Source organism: Lentzea sp. NPDC051208, assembly GCF_040682435.1.
Classification (GTDB): Bacteria; Actinomycetota; Actinomycetes; order Mycobacteriales; family Pseudonocardiaceae; genus Lentzea; species Lentzea kristufekii.
On record NZ_JBFBAW010000003.1, the window covers coordinates 1 to 17,576 of the forward strand.

Genomic DNA, 17,576 nt, shown 5'->3' on the forward strand with positions numbered 1-17,576 from the left:
GGCCAGGCCGTAGCGGGTCAGGACCCGGTGCACGGTCGAGGGCACCAGGCCCAGCAGGTAGGCGATCCGCGCCGGTCCCCACCGCCGTGCCAGCCGGACCTTGATGATCCGCCGTTCGGTGCGGGTCGGGGTGCGGCGCGGGCTCGACAGCGGCTGTGAGGACCGGTCGGACATACCCGCGGCGCCGAGTTCGCGATAGCGGCCGGCCCAGCGTTGAGCAGTGCTGACCGACACCTGAAACCGCTCCGCGGCCCGCCGCAGCGGCCAGCCGTCCTCGACGACACACCGGGCCAGGCGCAGCCGGCCCAGTTCGGTCAGCGGTGCGTTAGCGTGAGTAATGAGGGCCTCCTGGTCGCCGGTCGTAGATGTCGCAATCCACACCGAACCCGGAGGCCCTCCCTCATTCCAAGATCATCCGACTACGTGTCGGACCGTTCGCAACCTCGCTGGGCAATACAGCTAGTCGGCTGCAAGGGGTAGCGAGTGCAGGCCGCGGATCACGAACTCCGCGCGCCGGTCGGGCTCCTCCGCCAGCACGGCACCGGGCAGCTTGCGGTGCAACGAGGACAGCGCCGCCTCCACCTCGATGCGGGCCAGCGGCGCGCCCAGGCAGTAGTGGATGCCCATGCCGAAGCCGAGGTGCTGGTTCTTCTCGCGGCCGATGTCGAGGACGTCCGGGTTCTCGAAGACCAGCGGGTCGCGGGCGGCGGCGCCGAGCAGGGCGGCGATCTTCTCGCCGGGTTCGACGACGTGGCCGGCGATCTCCACGCGTTCGGTGGCGGTGCGTTCGAAGAGCTGCAGCGGCGAGTCGTAGCGGATGAGCTCCTCCACGGCCGTGGGCATCAACTCGGCGGAGAGGCGTTCCCACTGCGAACGGTGCTTCATCAGGGCGTAGACGCCGTTGCCGATGACGTTGACCGTGGCCTCGTGGCCCGCCATCAGCAGGAGCACGGCGGTGGCGACGAGTTCGTCCTCGGTGAGTCTCGCGCCGTCGGTGTCGGTGACGGCGACGAGGTCGGACACCAGGTCGTCGCCGGGGGAGACGCGGCGCAACGCGATCAGCTCGCGCAGGTAGGCGACGAACTCGGTGGCGGCGCGTTCGGCCAGGGCCTGCTGGTCGGCGGGCAGGCCGTACTCGTACATCTTCACGATGGCGTTCGACCACGGCTGGAGCAGGTAGCGGTCCTCAGCGGGCACGCCGAGCAGTTCCGCGATCACCTCGACCGGCAGCGGCGCGGCGACGTGGGCCAGCAGGTCCGCCTGACCGTTGTCCTCGATCTTGGCGACGAGTTCGTCGACGAGCTTGTCGGCCAGGTCGGCGACCCACGGGCGCAGGCGCTCGACGTGACCGCGGCCGAACGCGGCGGCGACCAGGCGGCGCAGGCGGGTGTGCGTGGGCGGCTCGTTCTCGAGCAGCGAGTTGCGGTGCAGCAGGTTGAAGGACATGAACTGCTCGACCGGCTTCACGTCCGACCAGATCCGGCCGAGCGAGCGGTGCCGCAGGACCGCCGAACAGGCGGCGTGCGAGACGGCGACAGCGACGCCCATCTGCTCGTGGTGATGCACCTCGCCGGCTTCGCGCAGGGCGGCGAAGGCCGGGTAGGGGTCGGCGATGAACGCGGGATCACGCTGGTCGAACGTCACAAGGCGGGACGGTAGGTCGCGATCCGTGTTTCGTCCACGCCGATTTGATTGATGACTCAAATTGTTGCGGAGGAACTATCGTTCGGTGTGTGCAGCAGCCTGCGATCGTCGCGCACCGCGGCGCGTCCACAGACCGTCCCGAGCACACCATCGGCGCCTACGAGCTCGCGCTCAAAGAGGGTGCTGACGGCCTTGAGTGCGACATCCGGCTGTCGAGGGACGGCGAGCTCGTGTGTGTGCACGACCGCACGCTCGCGCGCACGTCGAACGGGCGCGGCACGGTCAGCGCGCTCACGCTCGACGAGCTGAAGAAGTTCGACTACGGCAGCTGGCACCGCCACGGCCAGCCGGCCGGGTTGCTGGTGCTCGACGAGCTGCTGGAGCTGGTCAAGGGCACGAACGCGGAGCTCTTCGTCGAGACCAAGCACCCGGTCCGGTACCGGAACGAGGTCGAACGCAAGCTCGCCGAGGCGCTGAAGAGGCACGGGCTGAACTCGCAGATCGTCATGATGTCGTTCTCGCCGACGGCGGTGAAGGCGTTCCGCGAGCACGCACCGGACATCCGCACGGTGCTGCTCCTCGACCGCCTGGGCCGGTACCGCAGCGGTGCGCTGCCGCCGTTCGCCGACTACACCGGGCCGGGCGTGCACGTGCTGCGCAACGACCCCGGTTACGTCGATCGGGCCAGGCGGGCGGGCCACGAGACCTACGTGTGGACGGTGGACGGCGCCGAGGACGTCGCGCTGTGCCGTGACCTGGGGGTCCGCTACCTCGCAACGAACGCCCCGGCGAACACCCGCCGCCTGCTGACGGCTAATTTGGCCACCTAGACAAGCCTGAGCACGAGGAGGGCCAAGGTGGCCAAGCGGACCGCGGTCAAGGACGCACCGAAGGACGGCATCAACCCGAAGCAGCCCTGCCCGTGCGGGTCCGGCAAGCGCTACAAGGCCTGCCACGGCGCGCCCGGCGGCGCGACGGACGTGATCGTGTCCCGGCCGTTCGAGGGCCTGGCCGCCGAGTGCGAGCTGATCGCGCTGCGCGAGTTCGTGCCGTCCGCGATCGTGAAGCTGCCGGTCAAGGAGGGCCGCGAGGTCACCCTCGCCACCGTGCTGCCGATGGCCGCCGCCGGTCTGATCCGCGGCGACGACGTGCCGTTCGTGGGTCTGCAGGTGCAGACGCGGTCCGGCGACATCAGCCGCGACCTGGCGCGGGCGCTGCGGTGGGCGCAGCAGGCGAAGGCCGGTGACGTGCTGCCGGTCGTGGGTCCCGACAACAACGAGGACCCCGGCCGCCTGCAGGACCTGCTCGACCCCGAGGCCGACATCACGCCCGTGCTGCACACCGACTTCATCTGGTGGATGCCGGAGGGCACCGAGCCGACCGGTGAGGTGGCGCTGTCCCTGGAGCGCGCGAACGCCGCGATCCTGCCGACCGAGCGCCTCGACGCCCCCGGTGTGAAGGCCGCCTACTGGGTCGACGCCGGCGACAAGGCGCACCTGCGCTGGGTCCGTCCGGAGCCCGAGGAGAAGTTGCTGCCCGCGATGGCCAGGCTGGCCGCCCGCGGTGAGCTCGACCTCGGCGATGGCTCGCGCTACGCCGGTTCGTTCCGCGCGCACGGCCTGCTCGTCCCGGTCTGGGACCTCGACCGCGAGATGCACGCCCGCGAGTGGGCCGAGCCCGCCGAGGCACTGGGCAAGCGCCTGCTGGAGGCCCTCGCCTCCGACGAGCCGCTGTCCGACGCCGAGCGCCGCGCCCGCGACGGCCTGCGCGGCCGTCAGATCACGCTTCGCTGACCTGTCCACAGGGTTGTCCACAAGGAGCTGTGGATAAGTGCTGCTGCACATCATCTCGACGGCCGACTGGGCAGCTGCTCAGTCGGCCGGCTCGATCGCGCCCGCCGGCGAGGACTTCGTGCACTGCTCCGACCGGGGAGTCGTGCACGTGACGGCCGGGAAGTTCTTCCACGGGCAGAGCGGGCTGTTGTTGCTCGTCATCGACCCGAAGCTGCTCGACGTGCCGGTGCGGTGGGAGGCCGTGCCGGACTCGCCGTTGTGGTTCCCGCACGTCTACGGGCCGATCCCGGTCGCCGCGGTGGCCGAGGTGCACGACTTCCCGTGCGAGCCGGACGGTTCGTTCGTCCTCCCGGAGGGCGTCGCCGCCCCGTGACGGCCCTTCTCGGTCGCGGTGTCGGAACGGCCGAACTGCCTGCGGCCGTTGCCTTTCCGTGATTAAAGTGGCGGCAACCGCTTCTCGGCCCCGCGCGTGAACACCCCGAGCCAGTTTGCTTCGGGGGAGGGGGCGTGCCGTGACGGCGGTGTTGCAGCTGGGATCAGCCGTCGAACACGGCGGGGGAAGAGCGGAAGCCGTGGGGGACTTCGCTGAGTTCGTGCGCATCTCCATGCCAGGACTTCTGCGCTATGGCCACGCACTGACCGGGAACCCGCACGACTCCGCCGACCTGGTGCAGTCGGTGCTGGAGAAGGTCGGTTCACGCTGGGTCGCCGTGCAGCGCAAGGGCGACGACCCGCTCGCGTACGTCCGGCGGGCGATGGCCAACACGCACATCAGCATCTGGCGCCGGCGCCGCCGCGAGAGCCTCGTGGCCGACATCCCGGACAGCGGAGCCGTCCCTCCTGAACTGAGCAGACTGGAAAACGAACCGCTCTGGCAAGCACTGCGCCTGTTGCCGCCGCGGCAGCGAGCAGTGATCGTGCTGCGCTACTACGAGAACCTCTCCGAGGCCGAGATCGCGGACGCGCTCGGAATCTCGTGCGGCACGGTGAAGAGCCAGAGCAGCAAGGCGATGGCGAGTCTTCGAACACGCCTGGGAAAGGACTGACCGGTGGGTGATCTAGACGATGATCTGCGCAAGCTCTTCAGCGACGATCGGCTGGACGTCCACTCCGCGCCGGTCTCGACCGAAGCGGTGCTCCGCGGTGCGAACCGGCGCCGACGGCGGCGAAACGCCGCCGCCGGGACATTCGCCCTGGTGACACTGGTCGGTGCCGGGATCGGGGTGAGCCGGTTCGGCGTGTCGTCGCCGGACAGCCCGGTCGGTGCGTTCCTGACGACGTCCACCTCGGCCTCCACCACGTCCGCGTCGCCACCACCGGTCAGCACGGTCATCCAGACCGAGACCGTGACGGTGGGACAACCACCGAACTCCACCGGCGCCAACACCGGCAAACCGAACCCCGGCGGCACGAGCAAGTCGAACCCGAAGCCGCCGTCGGCACCGGCCACACCGGAGTCGCAGCCGGGCAGGTACGGAACGCTCGCGCTGGGAATGTCCGAGGCCGACGCGCTGGCGACGGGATCACTCGTCGAACCCAGCAGCCCGGCCGATCCGGACAACAGGTGCAAGGCGTACGCGACGAAGTCGGTGCCCGACGCCGACGCCGTGGTCGTCTCGCCGGCCAAGGGGATCGTGCGGATCACCGTGCCGAACTACGCCAAGACACCGAAGAACGTCGGCGCGGGTTCGCAGGTGTCCGACGTGAAAGCCGCTTATCAGAATTCCACGCAAAGCGGTTCCAGCGTGCTCGCGCCAATGTCCGCATCGCCTCCGTGGACATATGTTTTCGAGACCGATGGCACTGTGGTGACGGCCGTGTTCATGCGTCTTAATGCGAACGACTGCGTCTCTGTCTGATCACTGAAAATTGCTGAACTCCCGCTGCCCCTGATGGTGTGGCGGGGCTTTGACGTGCGCTTTCGCGCCTGTTCTGCCGTGACTTCTTCGTAACTCCGGCCTGCGCAACCAGCCTGCGGGGACGACGTCTTATGGGTAGCTCGAACACAGTTTGGGGAAACCGGGATGAAGAACTCGAACAAGACCGAATTCAGCTTCGACCTCGTCCGGTTCGGAGACGCGGACAGGATCCAGCGCATCAAGCTCGTCGCGGCAGTCGTCAACTGCTCCATGGCCGATCTCTGAACCTCACCGAACCACAGTGCCCGCCCCACTGGGGGTGGGGCGGGCACAGCACCAGCACCTGAACACGACAACGCTTCCCAGGGGGAGAAAATGAACCGCTCGCTCATCATCGTCACGATCGCCGCCGCTCTCGGTCTGACCGCGTGCACGTCCACGCCGGCGCCGGACAACACCGCCACGACCACGCCGCCCAGCGCCGCCACCACGCCGCCGAACTCGGTGGTCACCCAGGTCGTGACCGAGACCGTGACCAATCCGGTCGCGCCGCCGGCCAAGCCGGTGATCGGCTCGTTCGGCTACGGCGACCTCAAGCTCGGCATGTCGCTGCAGGACGCGCTGAACACCAAGTTGATCTCCCCTGACCTCGGCGCCAAGCCGGAGGCCGCGTGCACGCACCACGACATCACCGGCACCGGCCAGAAAGTGTGGGTGTCCAGGACGAAGGGCGTGGCGTCCATCTCCTTCAACACGAGCATGTCCTCCGACGGTGTCGGGGTGGGAGCGACAGAGGAGAAGCTCAAGGCCGAGTACACCAACCTGGTGCCGACGGGGCCGAACTACTCCTACGCGGCCGATGCCGACGGCAACCAGAGCGCCCAGTTCCTGTTCGGTGTGCGCGAGGGCAAGCTCACCGCCGCCGTCCTGCTGCTCAAGAACCAGGACTGCCACAACTAGGAGGGAGTTCTCGGCCGGTGATGTCGAGAACGCCGTGCCGGCTCCGTCCCCGTGGTGAAAGCGGCCATGATGGGTCGCGACAGCACCGAGGGAGCTCACCGAGATGGCCAAGTACCTGCTGCTCAAGCACTACCGCGGCGCCCCTGCCCCGATCAACGACGTCCCCATGGACCAGTGGACCCAGGACGAGATCTCCGCGCACATCAAGTACATGAACGACTTCGCGGACAAGCTCAGGGGCACCGGCGAGTTCGTCGACGAGCGGGCGCTCGCGCAGGAGGGCACCTGGGTCCGCTACGACGGCGAGGGACGGCCGCCGGTCACCGACGGCCCGTTCGCGGAGACGAAGGACCTGATCGCGGGCTGGATGATCATCGACACCGACAGCTACGAGCGCGCGCTCGAACTGGCGGCGGAGTTGTCCGCGGCGCCCGGCAAGGACGGCAAGCCGATCCACGAGTGGCTGGAGATCCGCCCGTTCTACGGTCACGCGCCGACGATCACGGAGTGAGAAGTGGACGAGGCACTGCTCAGGAGCCTCACGCCGGCCGTGCTGGGCATCCTCGTCCGCCGCGGGGCTGACTTCACGGCGGCCGAGGACGCCGTGCAGGACGCACTGGTCGAGGCCGTCCGCGTGTGGCCGGACGATCCGCCGCGGGATCCGTTGGGCTGGCTGGTCACGGTGGCCTGGCGCCGGTTCCTCGACGCCACGAGGGCGGAGACGGCGCGGCGCCGGCGTGAGGACCTCGTCGACGCCGAACCCGAGCGGGGGCTCGCGCCGGACACCGACGACACGTTGCAGCTCTACTTCCTGTGCGCGCATCCGTCGCTCACGCCGTCGTCGGCCGTCGCGCTCACGCTCAGGGCCGTCGGTGGGCTGACCACCCGTCAGATCGCGCAGGCCTACCTGGTGCCGGAGGCCACGATGGCCCAGCGCATCAGCCGGGCCAAGAAGACGGTCGGCGACGTGCGGTTCGACCAGCCCGGCGACGTCGCGACCGTGCTGCGCGTGCTCTACCTGGTCTTCAACGAGGGCTACTCCGGTGACGTCGACCTGGCCGCCGAGGCCATCCGGCTCACCCGCCAGCTCGCCGCCGTGATCGACCACCCCGAGGTCGCGGGCCTGCTCGCGCTCATGCTCCTGCACCACGCGCGCCGTGCCTCCCGGACCACGGCGGGCGGCAGTCTGGTGCCGCTCGCCGAGCAGGACCGCGGCAGGTGGGACACGACGCTGATCGCCGAGGGCGTCGAGATCCTGCAGGCCGCGCTCGCGCAGGACCGGCTGGGGGAGTTCCAGGCGCAGGCGGCCATCGCGGCACTGCACGCGGACGCGCCCGTGGCCGGGGAGACCGACTGGGTGCAGATCGTCGAGTGGTACGACGAACTGCTCGCGCTCACGAACAGCCCCGTCGTCCGGCTGAACCGCGCGGTGGCCGTGGGCGAGGCGGACGGACCGCGTGCCGGGCTGAAAGCGTTGGCGGAACTGGACGAAACGCTTCCCCGCTACTCGGCGGTGGCAGCTTACCTCCACGAGCGCGACGGCGACCGGCGAACGGCCGCCAAGCTCTACGCCGAGGCCGCCGGGAAAGCGACGAACCTCGCCGAACGGGAATACCTGACCCGTCAGGCCGCCCGGCTCAACAACTGAAAGGACCGCCTGCCCCGAACGGGTCAGGCGGTCCTTTGTGATCAGGCACTCAATCGTGCGAAGAAAAAATCAGATGGTGCCCCCGGCAGCGGTCGGCGCGCTGGAGTCGCCACCCTCGTCACCGACGCTTTCGCGGGTGAGGAACGTCTCCACGTAGAACATGTTGCCGTCCGCGCGGTCCATGATCGTGAGCAGCGTCTTCATCGAGGAGACCTCCTCGACCTGCTCCTTCAGGAACCACTGCATGAACTGCTCGCCGATGTAGTCGCTCTCCTCGCGGGCGGCCTTCGCGAGGGCGATGATCTGGTCGGTGACCTGCTGCTCCTGGCTCAGGGCCAGGGCGACGAGCTCACGCGGGGACTTGAACTCGTTGATCGGCGTCTCGACGCCGGGAATGGCGACCGCGATGTCGTTGTCCATCAGGAACTTCACGATCATCATGGCGTGGTTGCGCTCTTCGAGGGCCTGCTTGTAGAAGTGCGACGCGAGGCGCGGCAGGTCCTCGTTGTCGAACCACACGGCGAGCGCGATGTACTGCTGCGAAGCGGAGAACTCGTTGCCGATCTGAGCGCGCAGCAGCTCGTGGAAGTTCGACTTTCCGGACAGGATCTTCTTCACGTTCGAGGCCATGAGGAGTACGTTAACCCAAAACGCGGTCATTTGCATTCGAGGAAAAGCTAACCTTTGTTTGGAAAGGTAATCCAAACAAAGGTTAGGCATTCCTAACGATCTACACCAATGGTGCGCGGTCGATCGGGCACGACATGCAGCGGGGGCCGCCGCGGCCGGAGCCCAGTTCCGAACCGGCGATCCGCAGCACCTCGACGCCCGCGTCCTCCAGGCGCGCGTTCGTCTCGACGTTGCGCTCGTACGCCACGACGAGGCCGGGAGCCACCGCGAGGGTGTTGTTGCCGTCGTCCCACTGCTCGCGCTCGGCGGTGACGACGTCGAGGCCGGTGTCGATCACCCGCAGCCGTTCGATGCCCATCGCCTCGGCTGCCGCCTCCAGGAACGGCACCGGGCCGTCCACCCGCACGCCGCCGTCGCCGTCGGCGCGCAGCGGGTAGGCGGTGAGCGCGTCGCTGATCGCCGGGTACATCACCACGGCGTCGCGGTCGACCATCGTGCAGACGGTGTCGAGGTGCATCGTGGCCCGTTCCTGCGCGATCGGCACCGCGAGCACCGTGTGCGCGAGGCCGTCCGCGAGAGCGGAGCGGGCGAACGACTCCGCGCCCGCCGGGGTGGTGCGCTCACCGACACCGATGGCGATCACGCCCGGCGCGAGCAGCAGCACGTCGCCGCCCTCCAGCGGTGCCGAGTGCGCGCCGTACGCACGGCCCGTGCGGCGGAACCGCGGGTGGTAGGCGTAGATCAGGTCGGTCAGCGTCGTCTCGCGGTCACGGGCGGGCAGCGCGAGCGACGTGATGGCCACGCGGTCGCCGACCCAGACCGACGAGTCGCGGGTGAAGAGCAGGTTCGGCAGCGGGTCGACGGCGAAGTCGATCGGCAGGTGCATCTTGCGCACCAGCGACGCGCCCTCGGCGGCCGGCAGTTCCTCGAACGTCATGCCGGTCATCAGCACCTGCGCGAGCGTCGGCGCGTCGAGCGACGTGAGGTGGCTGCGCAGCGCGTCGGCCAGGTCGATGCCCAGGCGGCGCTCGTTGACCGCGCTGTGGATGCCCGCGATGCGCGCGCGGTTGTCCTCCAGTGCCTGCACCAGCACGTCGGCCAGCAGCAGGACCTCGACTCCCCGCGAGGTCAGCGTCGCGGCGAACGCGTCGTGCTCCTCCTGGGCCCTGCCGACCCACGGCACGCCGTCGAACAGCAACTGGTCGTTGTTGCGCGGGGTGAGCCTCTTGAGCTCGTTGCCCGGCCGGTGCAGCAGCACCGTGCGCAACGGGCCCACCTCGCTGTCCACACGGGGTGCGGCGTCCGGAAGTGCTTCGGTCTCAGCGATCGTGTGCGCAGTCACCGATCGAGCGTAACCCTGAACAGCACAAATCGCCGCTCTAGAGCTCCAAAACGCAACGAACGGGGTGTGAATTCAGATTCGCACCCCGAATCATTAAGGCAACCAGCTCACTTTGCCGCGCAACATTGTGTAGCCCACGAACGCGACCACGTCGAGGATCGTGTGAGCGATCACCAGCGGCCACAGCCGCCTGGTCCGCTGCCAGTAGAAGCCGAAGACCAGCCCCATGACCAGGTTGCCGACGAACCCGCCGAACCCCTGGTAGAGGTGGTACGAGCCGCGCAGCACGGCCGCCGCGAGCAGGGCCGTGTACTGCCGCCAGCCCAGCTGCTGCAGCCGCGTGATCAGGTACCCGACGACGAGCACCTCCTCGGCCCACGCGTTGCCGGCGGCGGCGAGGATCAGCGCCAGGCTCATCCACCACTGGTTGTCCAGAGTGGACGGCTGGACGGCGAGGTTCAGCCCGAGCGCCCAGGCGGCGAAGTAGAACGCCAGCCCGGGGATGCCGATGATCGCGGCCAGTCCCAGCGCGCCCAGCGAGTCCGCGAGCTTGCGGGTGCCGTCGAGGCCGATGACGCGCAACTTGATCCCGGTGCGCCACAACAGGTACAGCCCGATGCCGCCCCACGCGGCGAGCTGCAGCACGCCCAGCAGCTGGGCCACGAGGTCCAGCAGGTCGGCGCGCGCCTGCGGGACGTTGATCGCGACGGACTGCTGGTTGAGCGGCGTCGGCTGCAGCAGGCTGTCGATCAGCCGCACCAGACTGCGCAGGCCGGACAGCCCGAGCGTCATGCTGAAGACGATCAGCAGTTCGAGCTGGTAACCGCGCTTCTCGTCGGCGGGGATCAAGGTCACCAGCCAGACGCTACCTCTGGGACAAGAACGGGCAGCCCATCAACCGCCGCAGCTCCACGGCGAGTTCCTGCGGCGTGCTGACCGGCTTGGAGAACGCGATCCGCACGTCGTGGTCCTCGCACTCCGCCTCGACCCGCAGCCGCAACCCGAACCGGTCGAGCCCGAGCGGCCGCACGGTGCCGGTCCGCAGCTCCTCCGGCAGGTGGCGGGCGAGCTGGCCGACGACGTCGCGGTGTGCGGCCTCGAGGTGCCGCAGCCAGTTGTCCTCGTTGCGGCAGAACGGGTCCGGCCTCGCACTCGCGAACTGCTCCGGCCTGATCGACGAGGTGCCCTCGGCGTCCGCGATCACCATCGACGCGGGTGTGAGCCTGAGCACCGAAGCGCCGTGGCCCGCGTCGAGCAGGCGGTGGTCCGGCCGCGCGTCGGCGACGGCGAGGATCTCCTCGCGCGCCTCCTGGCCGTCCAGCGCGGAGACCCAGCCGGTCAGCCACAGCAGGCCGCGCACGGGTTCGCGCAACTGCACGGGCGCCTGGTCGGCGATCTCCAGCATCGCCGTCACCTCGGTCCGCGGGGTCTGCCACAGCTGCCCGACCAGCGGGTGTTCGTCGGCGAGCAGCAAGATCGTGGTTCCGCACGGGTGCACGTGGTGCAGCAGCGGGCTGGTGCGCGATCCGGACTGAGGAAGCAGTGCGGCAGAACCGTGGCGAGCCGCGATCGTGCGAGCGCGCTCTGCGGCGTGCGGCGCCGGCGGGCGCTTGAGCTGGGTGTCGGTCACCGCTGCACCTCCTCGAAGGTTAGGCAAGCCTAACTTAGCTTTGCTCATCAAGGGAAGCACCACCTGTACCTTGGACGCGTGGTCGTGCCCAACAAGCCGTCCACCGAGGTGACGGCGCTCGACGATCGGTGGACCCGGCACTGCGTGGACCGGGCGAGCCGTCGTGCCCTGGTGTGGACGGTGCTCGCGGGCGCGGCCTTCGCGCTCCAGTTCGTGCTGGTACTGGTGTGGTCCTGGTCCTCACCGGTGGCGCTGGTGCTGCTCTTCTTCGCCGCGGCCGTGCTCTGGTGGGTGACACGTAAGCGTCCGGTGCGTTTACCGGAAGGCGAACCGTGGCATTTCGCCCATGTGAAGTGGGAAGGAGGGCGTCTCGTCGTGTTGTCGTCGCCGCCTCTGTTGCTGACCTTGAGCGTCGGTCCTCTCCTTCGCGGACGGATCGCACGTCACCGGCGTGTGTGGTTCGTGCCACCGGATTCCGCCGGGAACACCTTCGTCACGTTCCGAGGAGTACCGCGGTTGATCCCGGCGCGTGTGCAGAGATGATCATCGAGAACTGGAGCGACACCTGCCTGGCGCGGGCGGACCGCCGCGCGGTCGGTCACATCTTCCTCGCGCTCGCCGCGCTCGGCGTCGTGCTCTTCATCGGCTGGCTCTGGCTCATCGTGCTGTCCGTGCCCGTGGTGCTGGAGCTCGCCGCGCCGGGGCTGCGGCACTTCCTCACCCGCCGCGGCACCCTCGAGCTGATCGAGCGGTTCCCGTGGCGTCCGGTGTCGGTGAGCTTCGTGCCGGGCCGGCGCATCGGGCGGCAGGCGTACCTGCGGGTCGAGGACTCGGAGAAGCACCTGCGGCTGCCCGAACTCCCCGAACGGGCCCGGATCCTCGTGCGGCACACCGGGCGGATGTGGATCGCCGGTCCGGACGAGCGCGGGCGCGTGGTCGCGATGACGCGCGGGCTCGCGTTCCTGACCCGCGGCCGGGTCATCGACCGCTAACGGCCGCCCGTCGCGATGCCTTCGGCCTCGGCCCACTGCGTGAGGTCGTCCTTGCGCAGCGCGGCCGCCAGCAGTTCGGGGAACTTGTCCGGCGTGCAGGCGAACGCGGGCGCGCCCAGCGCGTGCAGCTTCGCGGCCAGTTCGTGGTCGTAGGCGGGCGTGCCGGAGTCGCTGAGCGCCAACAGGTTCACGACCGTGACGCCGCTCGCGACCAGCTCGCGGACGCGGCGCTGCAGTTCGCTCTCCGAGCCGCCCTCGTAGAGGTCGCTGATGATCACCAGCACCGTGTCGGTGGGCCTGCGGACCTGCGTCTGCGCGTAGGCGACCGCGCGGTTGATGTCCGTGCCGCCGCCGAGCTGGGCGCTGAACAGCAGGTCCACCGGGTCGCTGAGCTGGTCGGTCAGGTCGGCGACCTCGGTGTCGAACACGACGAGCTTCGTCGAGACCGACCGGATGCTAGCGAGCGCCGACCCCAGCACCGCCGCGTGCACCAGGGACTCCGCCATCGAACCCGACTGGTCGACCAGCAGGATCACGTCCCGCATCGCCGCGGTCCGGCTGCGCCTGCGGTGCCCGATCAGGTCCTCGACGATCACGGTCTTGTGCTGCGGCTGGTAGTTCTTGAGGTTCGCCTTGATCGTCGTCGCCCAGTCGACGTCCTGCAGCTGCGGCCTCCTGGTGCGCCGCGACCTGTCGACCGCGCCGCGAACGGCCTCGACCAGCCGGTCCGTCAGCCGCTTCTCGATGTCCTCGACCACCTTCCGCACCACGGCTTTCGCGGTGTCGCGGGTGCGGGCGGGGATGGCGCGCGAGAGTTGCAGCAGGGTGCTGACGAGGTTCACGTCCGGCTCGACCGACTGCAGCAGTTCGGGTTCGAGCAGCAGTTGCTTGAGGCCCAGCTTCTCGACCGCGTCCCGCTGCATCACCTGCACGACGGAGGTGGGGAAGTACTTGCGGACGTCGCCGAGCCAGCGGTGCAGCTGCGGGGAACTGGCGCCGAGGCCGGCACCGCGATCACCGCCACCGCCGTACAGGCCCGTGAGTGCGCCGTCGCGCCGTTGGTCGTCCTCGCCGAGTTCGGACACGTCTTCCGCGCTCGGACCCAGGAGCAAACGCCAGCGCCGTAGCCGCTCTTCGGTCATTTGAGCGCGGCCGCCACTTCTTCGGCCGCACGCACGACGTGAGGGCCTACGACGTTCGCATCGAGCTTCTCCAGCGCCACGACACCGACGGACGCCCTGAGGCCGGGAACGCCGCGCACAGGTGCCGCGACGCCGTACGCGTTCGGCTGCAGCTCACCGGCCGAGACGACCCAGGGCTCGCCGGGGTGCGAGATGGCCTTGCCGGCCGCCCCGCGGTGCACCGGGTGGCGGGAACCCACCCGGTACGCCACGTGGAAAGCGGTCCACGACGGTTCGACGACGGCGACGGCCTGGGCCTCGGTGCCGTCCGCGACCGTGAGGTGCGCGGTGGCGCCGACCTTCTCGGCGAGCTCGCGCAGCGCCGGGTTGGCCGCCATGCGCAGCTGGGGGAGGACGTTGGAGGCGAGGCGCAGCACGCCCAGGCCGAGCCTGACCTTCGAGCCCTCGCGGCGCACGAGACCGCGCGCCTGCAGGGGCACGAGAAGCCGGTACACGGCCGCTCTGGACGCGCCGATGGCGTTGGCGAGCTCCGAGATCGACGGTGCCTCGGACTCCGCCTCAGCGACCGCCTGGAGCAGCGCCAGACCCCTTTCCAGGGTCAGCGAGCTCTCCTTCGTCGCTCCGACCATCACGCACTCCGAACTGTTCCCACCACCTCGGCGAGTCCGACCACCGAGCCGCCTTCACCGGGGGCGGTCGCGGTCAGCTTGACCGTGTCGCCGTCCTCCAGGAAAGACCTCGTGGAGCCGTCGTCGAGCTTGAACGGTTCCTTGCCACCCCAGCTGAGTTCGAGGAACGAGCCGCGCTCGTCCTTCTCCGGTCCCGAGACCGTGCCGGAGGCGAACAGATCACCTGGGCGCACCGTAGCGCCGTTCACCGTCATGTGCGCCAGCTGTTGCACAAATGACCACGACATCTCGCGGAACGGAGGCCGCGCGACGACGGTGTCGTTCAGCTCCACGGTGATCGTGATGTCCAGGCCCCAGGGCTGATCGCACGTCAGGTAGTCGTGCAGCTTGTTCGGCAGCGGCGGCGTCGGGACGCGTGCAACTGAGAACGCCTCCAGCGGCGTGATCCACGCGCCGATCGACGTGGCGAACGACTTGGCCAGGAACGGGCCGAGCGGCTGGTACTCCCAGGCCTGGATGTCGCGCGCCGACCAGTCGTTGACCAGCGTGACGCCGAAGACGTGCTCGGCGGCCCTGCTGGTGGACACCCTGGCCGCCTGCGGGCCGCCGCAGACGAAGCCGACCTCGGCCTCGATGTCGAGGCGCTCCGACGGTCCGAACTTCGGGCCGTCGCTGCCGCGCTTCTGGCCGTTCGGGCGGACGATCTCCGTGCCCGAGACGTACACCGTGCCCGCGCGGCCGTGGTAGCCGATCGGGAGGTGCGTCCAGTTCGGCGTGAGCGCGTCGCCGTCGGGGCGGAACATCCTGCCGACGTTCTCCGCGTGGTGCCTGGAGCTGTAGAAGTCCACGTAGTCGCCGACCGTGAACGGCAGCTTCGCGGTCTCGATCCCGACGAGCTCCGCGCCCTTGGGGGCGGAGCTCGACCGGACGATCTCCCTGAGCTTGGCGCGCAGCACGCTCCAGATCGGCCGTCCGGCCGCCAGCAGCGGGTCCAGGGAGTCCTCCTGGACGTACTCGCTGCACTTGCCCAGCGCGAGGCTCTTGAGGAGCAACGCCCGGTCGCCGACGCGGACGGCCACGCCCCCGTCGACGACGCCGTAGGGCAGCGTCTGCGGTCCGAACGGCTGGTCCCCGGTGAAGTTCGGGTCGCTGATCCAGCTCACAGCAGGCCCAGCCCCTCCAGGTCGGTGACGGGTTCGGAGAGCGAGCAAGAGCCGTAGCTCGCGAACACGCCTCGCACGGCGTGCGCGGCCTGATCGCTGAGCGCCTTGGCCTCGGCGGTGAGAGCCTCGGCATCGGTGCTCGCGAGCGCCTCGCGGACGTCACGGCCGCTGAGGGACCGCGCGGTGGCCACGAGGAGGTTCAGGAAGCCGTGGTGGGTGAAGCCCTGCTCGTCGGTGTGGCGGACGGCCTTGTGCAGGCCCGCCGTCGCCTTGAACGCGACGCCGCCGCCACTGACGACGCTGAGGAAGTCACCGACCTCCTCGACGCTGGGGAAGTTCTCCTGGGAGAGCCCTCCGCAGCGCAGCTTGGGCCAGCTGCCGTGCTCGATGACCCGGCGGACGCCGTCGAGCCACTCGGCACCACCGCGGCGGGGTTCGACGACGCGGATGACGTCCTCGGGCACGAACTCCGACACGCGCTCGAGCCACACCTCGTCCACATCGGACGGTGCGGGCATCTCGACCATGCGCAGAGCGAGGAGCTCACTGCGGCTCTCGACGATCGACACGGCCTTCGGCACGCCGCCGAGGCCGGTGTCGATCACGAGGCTCAGTGCTATCGGTTTGGCCGGCTTGACCTTGATCAGTTCGGTGATCAGCTCGGCGAGACGGGAGGCAGGACAGAGGAAGAGACCCATGACGCCGGACCACTCGCCGACTCGTCCGTCGAGGTGGCCGCGCACCGCGTCGGGCATCGACGCGCTCCCCGGAGGGAACAGCGCGGCATCGTCCACAAGCCTCGCGAGCAGGGGCGGAGTACCGCGCGGACCGGGCGCACGGAGTTCGACAGCGCTTGACACGGCTGACACGCTAGCCGTGTACCGCCAACTGAACAAAGATGTCCGATAATCGAACGCCTTGGAAGGACCCGGAGAGCAGCCATGGCTTACTACCGCCAGGTGGGAGAGATCCCCCGAAAGCGCCACACCCAGTTCCGCAAACCGGACGGTGGCCTGTACGCGGAAGAGCTCATGGGCGTCGAGGGGTTCTCGGCGGATTCGGCGCTGCTCTACCACCGCCACCTGCCGACCGCGATCGTCAACGCGGAGACGGTGAAGGACGAGCGCGGCACCGTCTCGCCGAACCTGCCGCTGAAGCCGCGGCACTTCAAGACGACCGACCTGACCTGGGCTTCCGACGAGGTCGACGCGGTCACCGGGCGGCGCAAGCTGTTCGGCAACCCGGACGTGACCATCGCTTTCGTCGTGGCCACGGCGCCTTCGCCGTTGTACCGCAACGCTTTCGGTGACGAGCTGCTGTACGTGCAGACCGGTTCTGGCGTCATCGAGACGATCTACGGGGCGTTGGCGGTCGGCGACGGCGACTACGTCGTGATCCCGACCTCGTGCACCTACCGGGTCGTGCCGTCCTCGCCGATGTCGTTGCTCGTGCTGGAGGCGACCGGGCACGTCGGGCCTCCCAAGCGCTACCTGTCGAAGGCCGGCCAGTTCCTGGAGCACTCGCCGTACTGCGAGCGGGACATCCGGGGGCCGGAGGAGCCGTTGCTCGTCGAGGGCACCGATGTCGACGTGCTCGTGCGGCACCGTGCGGGACTCACGCGGTTCACCTACGCGAACCACCCGTTCGACGTCGTCGGCTGGGACGGGCACCTGTACCCGTGGGCGTTCAACATCCGCGACTTCGAGCCGATCACCGGCCGCGTGCACCAGCCGCCGCCCGTGCACCAGACGTTCGAGGGCCCGAACTTCGTCGTCTGCTCGTTCGTGCCGCGCAAGGTCGACTACCACCCGCTGTCCGTGCCGGTGCCGTACAACCACGCGAACGTCGACTCGGACGAGCTGATGTTCTACGTCGGCGGCAACTACGAGGCGCGCAAGGGGTCGGGCATCGGCATCGGCTCGATGTCGCTGCACCCGTCCGGCTGCACGCACGGCCCGCAGCCCGGTGCGGTGGAGGCGTCGCTGGGCGCGGACTACTTCGACGAGACCGCGGTCATGGTGGACACCTTCCGCCCATTGGAGCTGGGGGAGGCGGCCGAGGCCGCCGAGGACCCGGCGTACGCGTGGACTTGGGCCCGTCGCGGTCCGGCCTGATTTTCTGTCGGTGCCCCTCGCTAGTTTGGT

21 protein-coding genes are annotated in these 17,576 nt (G+C 69.3%); 11 read left to right on the top strand and 10 right to left on the bottom strand.

The features are described from left to right. Together AB0M48_RS07185 and AB0M48_RS07190 are read right to left on the bottom strand one after the other, a co-directional pair. Positions 1 to 339, bottom strand: a 339-nt coding sequence (locus AB0M48_RS07185; protein ID WP_363838281.1) for a leucine zipper domain-containing protein, incomplete at its 3' end; no start/stop codon positions are given. A 120-nt stretch (positions 340 to 459) separates the two neighbouring features. After that, a complete protein-coding gene (locus AB0M48_RS07190) occupies positions 460 to 1,644 on the bottom strand; it encodes a cytochrome P450 (RefSeq protein ID WP_363836655.1) in 1,185 nt (394 codons plus the stop codon). 89 nt (positions 1,645 to 1,733) lie between these two features. Here AB0M48_RS07190 and AB0M48_RS07195 point away from each other — a divergent pair, with 89 nt between their 5' ends. The 8 genes from AB0M48_RS07195 (at position 1,734) to AB0M48_RS07230 (ending at position 7,904) form a co-directional block, all read left to right on the top strand. Continuing rightward, positions 1,734 to 2,474, top strand: a complete 741-nt coding sequence (locus tag AB0M48_RS07195; protein ID WP_363836657.1) for a glycerophosphodiester phosphodiesterase family protein — start codon at positions 1,734 to 1,736, stop codon at positions 2,472 to 2,474. Positions 2,475 to 2,501: 27 nt separating this feature from the next. Next, the gene (locus AB0M48_RS07200; RefSeq protein ID WP_363836659.1) at positions 2,502 to 3,437 is read left to right on the top strand and encodes a DUF5926 family protein; all 936 of its coding nucleotides are present in this window, start codon (positions 2,502 to 2,504) and stop codon (positions 3,435 to 3,437) included. Positions 3,438 to 3,474: 37 nt separating this feature from the next. Beyond that, positions 3,475 to 3,810, top strand: a complete 336-nt coding sequence (locus AB0M48_RS07205) for a DUF952 domain-containing protein (RefSeq protein WP_363836662.1) — start codon at positions 3,475 to 3,477, stop codon at positions 3,808 to 3,810. A gap of 199 nt (positions 3,811 to 4,009) precedes the next feature. Next, positions 4,010 to 4,483 (top strand): SigE family RNA polymerase sigma factor, encoded by a 474-nt coding sequence (locus AB0M48_RS07210; RefSeq protein ID WP_363836665.1) that lies wholly within the window; start codon positions 4,010 to 4,012, stop codon positions 4,481 to 4,483. Positions 4,484 to 4,486: 3 nt separating this feature from the next. Then, positions 4,487 to 5,296, top strand: coding sequence for a hypothetical protein (locus AB0M48_RS07215; RefSeq protein ID WP_363836667.1), 810 nt, complete (start codon positions 4,487 to 4,489; stop codon positions 5,294 to 5,296). 375 nt (positions 5,297 to 5,671) lie between these two features. Continuing rightward, the gene (locus tag AB0M48_RS07220) at positions 5,672 to 6,256 is read left to right on the top strand and encodes a hypothetical protein (RefSeq protein ID WP_363836670.1); all 585 of its coding nucleotides are present in this window, start codon (positions 5,672 to 5,674) and stop codon (positions 6,254 to 6,256) included. A 103-nt stretch (positions 6,257 to 6,359) separates the two neighbouring features. Then, a complete protein-coding gene (locus tag AB0M48_RS07225) occupies positions 6,360 to 6,767 on the top strand; it encodes a YciI family protein (RefSeq protein ID WP_266036515.1) in 408 nt (135 codons plus the stop codon). Positions 6,768 to 6,770: 3 nt separating this feature from the next. Further along, the gene (locus AB0M48_RS07230) at positions 6,771 to 7,904 is read left to right on the top strand and encodes a DUF6596 domain-containing protein (RefSeq protein ID WP_363836673.1); all 1,134 of its coding nucleotides are present in this window, start codon (positions 6,771 to 6,773) and stop codon (positions 7,902 to 7,904) included. A 69-nt stretch (positions 7,905 to 7,973) separates the two neighbouring features. Here AB0M48_RS07230 and AB0M48_RS07235 read toward each other — a convergent pair whose 3' ends face one another. The 4 genes from AB0M48_RS07235 to AB0M48_RS07250 all read right to left on the bottom strand — a co-directional run bounded on the left by AB0M48_RS07235 (position 7,974) and on the right by AB0M48_RS07250 (position 11,554). Then, complete coding sequence (locus AB0M48_RS07235; protein ID WP_319983554.1) at positions 7,974 to 8,534, bottom strand: ferritin; 561 nt, start codon at positions 8,532 to 8,534, stop codon at positions 7,974 to 7,976. 100 nt (positions 8,535 to 8,634) lie between these two features. Then, complete coding sequence (locus AB0M48_RS07240) at positions 8,635 to 9,822, bottom strand: arginine deiminase (RefSeq protein ID WP_363838284.1); 1,188 nt, start codon at positions 9,820 to 9,822, stop codon at positions 8,635 to 8,637. Between the two features lie 147 nt (positions 9,823 to 9,969). After that, positions 9,970 to 10,668 carry a CPBP family intramembrane glutamic endopeptidase gene (locus AB0M48_RS07245; protein ID WP_363838287.1) on the bottom strand — a complete coding sequence of 233 codons (699 nt, stop codon included), beginning with the start codon at positions 10,666 to 10,668 and terminating at the stop codon, positions 9,970 to 9,972. A gap of 73 nt (positions 10,669 to 10,741) precedes the next feature. Further along, a complete protein-coding gene (locus tag AB0M48_RS07250) occupies positions 10,742 to 11,554 on the bottom strand; it encodes a DUF2470 domain-containing protein (protein ID WP_363836676.1) in 813 nt (270 codons plus the stop codon). A gap of 60 nt (positions 11,555 to 11,614) precedes the next feature. Here AB0M48_RS07250 and AB0M48_RS07255 point away from each other — a divergent pair, with 60 nt between their 5' ends. Continuing rightward, a complete protein-coding gene (locus tag AB0M48_RS07255) occupies positions 11,615 to 12,049 on the top strand; it encodes a hypothetical protein (protein ID WP_319983556.1) in 435 nt (144 codons plus the stop codon). Continuing rightward, positions 12,046 to 12,498 (top strand): hypothetical protein, encoded by a 453-nt coding sequence (locus tag AB0M48_RS07260; RefSeq protein ID WP_363836678.1) that lies wholly within the window; start codon positions 12,046 to 12,048, stop codon positions 12,496 to 12,498. The genes AB0M48_RS07255 and AB0M48_RS07260 overlap by 4 nt, the downstream gene beginning before the upstream one ends. On the opposite strand, the gene AB0M48_RS07265 is transcribed toward AB0M48_RS07260, so the two are convergent. The 4 genes from AB0M48_RS07265 to AB0M48_RS07280 are packed head-to-tail and all read right to left on the bottom strand — an operon-like array spanning position 12,495 to position 16,292. Continuing rightward, positions 12,495 to 13,640 (bottom strand): VWA domain-containing protein, encoded by a 1,146-nt coding sequence (locus tag AB0M48_RS07265; protein ID WP_319983558.1) that lies wholly within the window; start codon positions 13,638 to 13,640, stop codon positions 12,495 to 12,497. The genes AB0M48_RS07260 and AB0M48_RS07265 overlap by 4 nt on opposite strands. Next, entirely contained in the window at positions 13,637 to 14,269 is a 633-nt protein-coding gene (locus tag AB0M48_RS07270; protein ID WP_266036527.1) for a helix-turn-helix domain-containing protein, read from the bottom strand. Before AB0M48_RS07270 ends, AB0M48_RS07265 begins: the two co-directional genes overlap by 4 nt. Continuing rightward, a complete protein-coding gene (locus AB0M48_RS07275) occupies positions 14,269 to 15,432 on the bottom strand; it encodes a fumarylacetoacetate hydrolase family protein (protein WP_363836681.1) in 1,164 nt (387 codons plus the stop codon). Before AB0M48_RS07275 ends, AB0M48_RS07270 begins: the two co-directional genes overlap by 1 nt. Next, positions 15,429 to 16,292, bottom strand: coding sequence for a hypothetical protein (locus AB0M48_RS07280; protein WP_363836683.1), 864 nt, complete (start codon positions 16,290 to 16,292; stop codon positions 15,429 to 15,431). Before AB0M48_RS07280 ends, AB0M48_RS07275 begins: the two co-directional genes overlap by 4 nt. An 81-nt stretch (positions 16,293 to 16,373) precedes the next feature. Here AB0M48_RS07280 and AB0M48_RS07285 point away from each other — a divergent pair, with 81 nt between their 5' ends. Further along, positions 16,374 to 17,546 carry a homogentisate 1,2-dioxygenase gene (locus tag AB0M48_RS07285; RefSeq protein ID WP_363836686.1) on the top strand — a complete coding sequence of 391 codons (1,173 nt, stop codon included), beginning with the start codon at positions 16,374 to 16,376 and terminating at the stop codon, positions 17,544 to 17,546. Positions 17,547 to 17,576 lie beyond the last annotated feature (30 nt).

Bases quoted from the DNA above. Each gene is read 5' to 3' on its own strand.
- AB0M48_RS07285 (WP_363836686.1), top strand. From the start codon at position 16,374: ATGGCTTACTACCGCCAGGTGGGAGAGATCCCCCGAAAGCGCCACACC.
- AB0M48_RS07235 (WP_319983554.1), bottom strand. From the start codon at position 8,534: ATGGCCTCGAACGTGAAGAAGATCCTGTCCGGAAAGTCGAACTTCCAC.
- AB0M48_RS07220 (WP_363836670.1), top strand. From the start codon at position 5,672: ATGAACCGCTCGCTCATCATCGTCACGATCGCCGCCGCTCTCGGTCTG.
- AB0M48_RS07270 (WP_266036527.1), bottom strand. From the start codon at position 14,269: ATGGTCGGAGCGACGAAGGAGAGCTCGCTGACCCTGGAAAGGGGTCTG.
- AB0M48_RS07245 (WP_363838287.1), bottom strand. From the start codon at position 10,668: ATGACGCTCGGGCTGTCCGGCCTGCGCAGTCTGGTGCGGCTGATCGAC.
- AB0M48_RS07265 (WP_319983558.1), bottom strand. From the start codon at position 13,640: ATGACCGAAGAGCGGCTACGGCGCTGGCGTTTGCTCCTGGGTCCGAGC.
- AB0M48_RS07260 (WP_363836678.1), top strand. From the start codon at position 12,046: ATGATCATCGAGAACTGGAGCGACACCTGCCTGGCGCGGGCGGACCGC.
- AB0M48_RS07250 (WP_363836676.1), bottom strand. From the start codon at position 11,554: ATGAGCAAAGCTAAGTTAGGCTTGCCTAACCTTCGAGGAGGTGCAGCG.
- AB0M48_RS07225 (WP_266036515.1), top strand. From the start codon at position 6,360: ATGGCCAAGTACCTGCTGCTCAAGCACTACCGCGGCGCCCCTGCCCCG.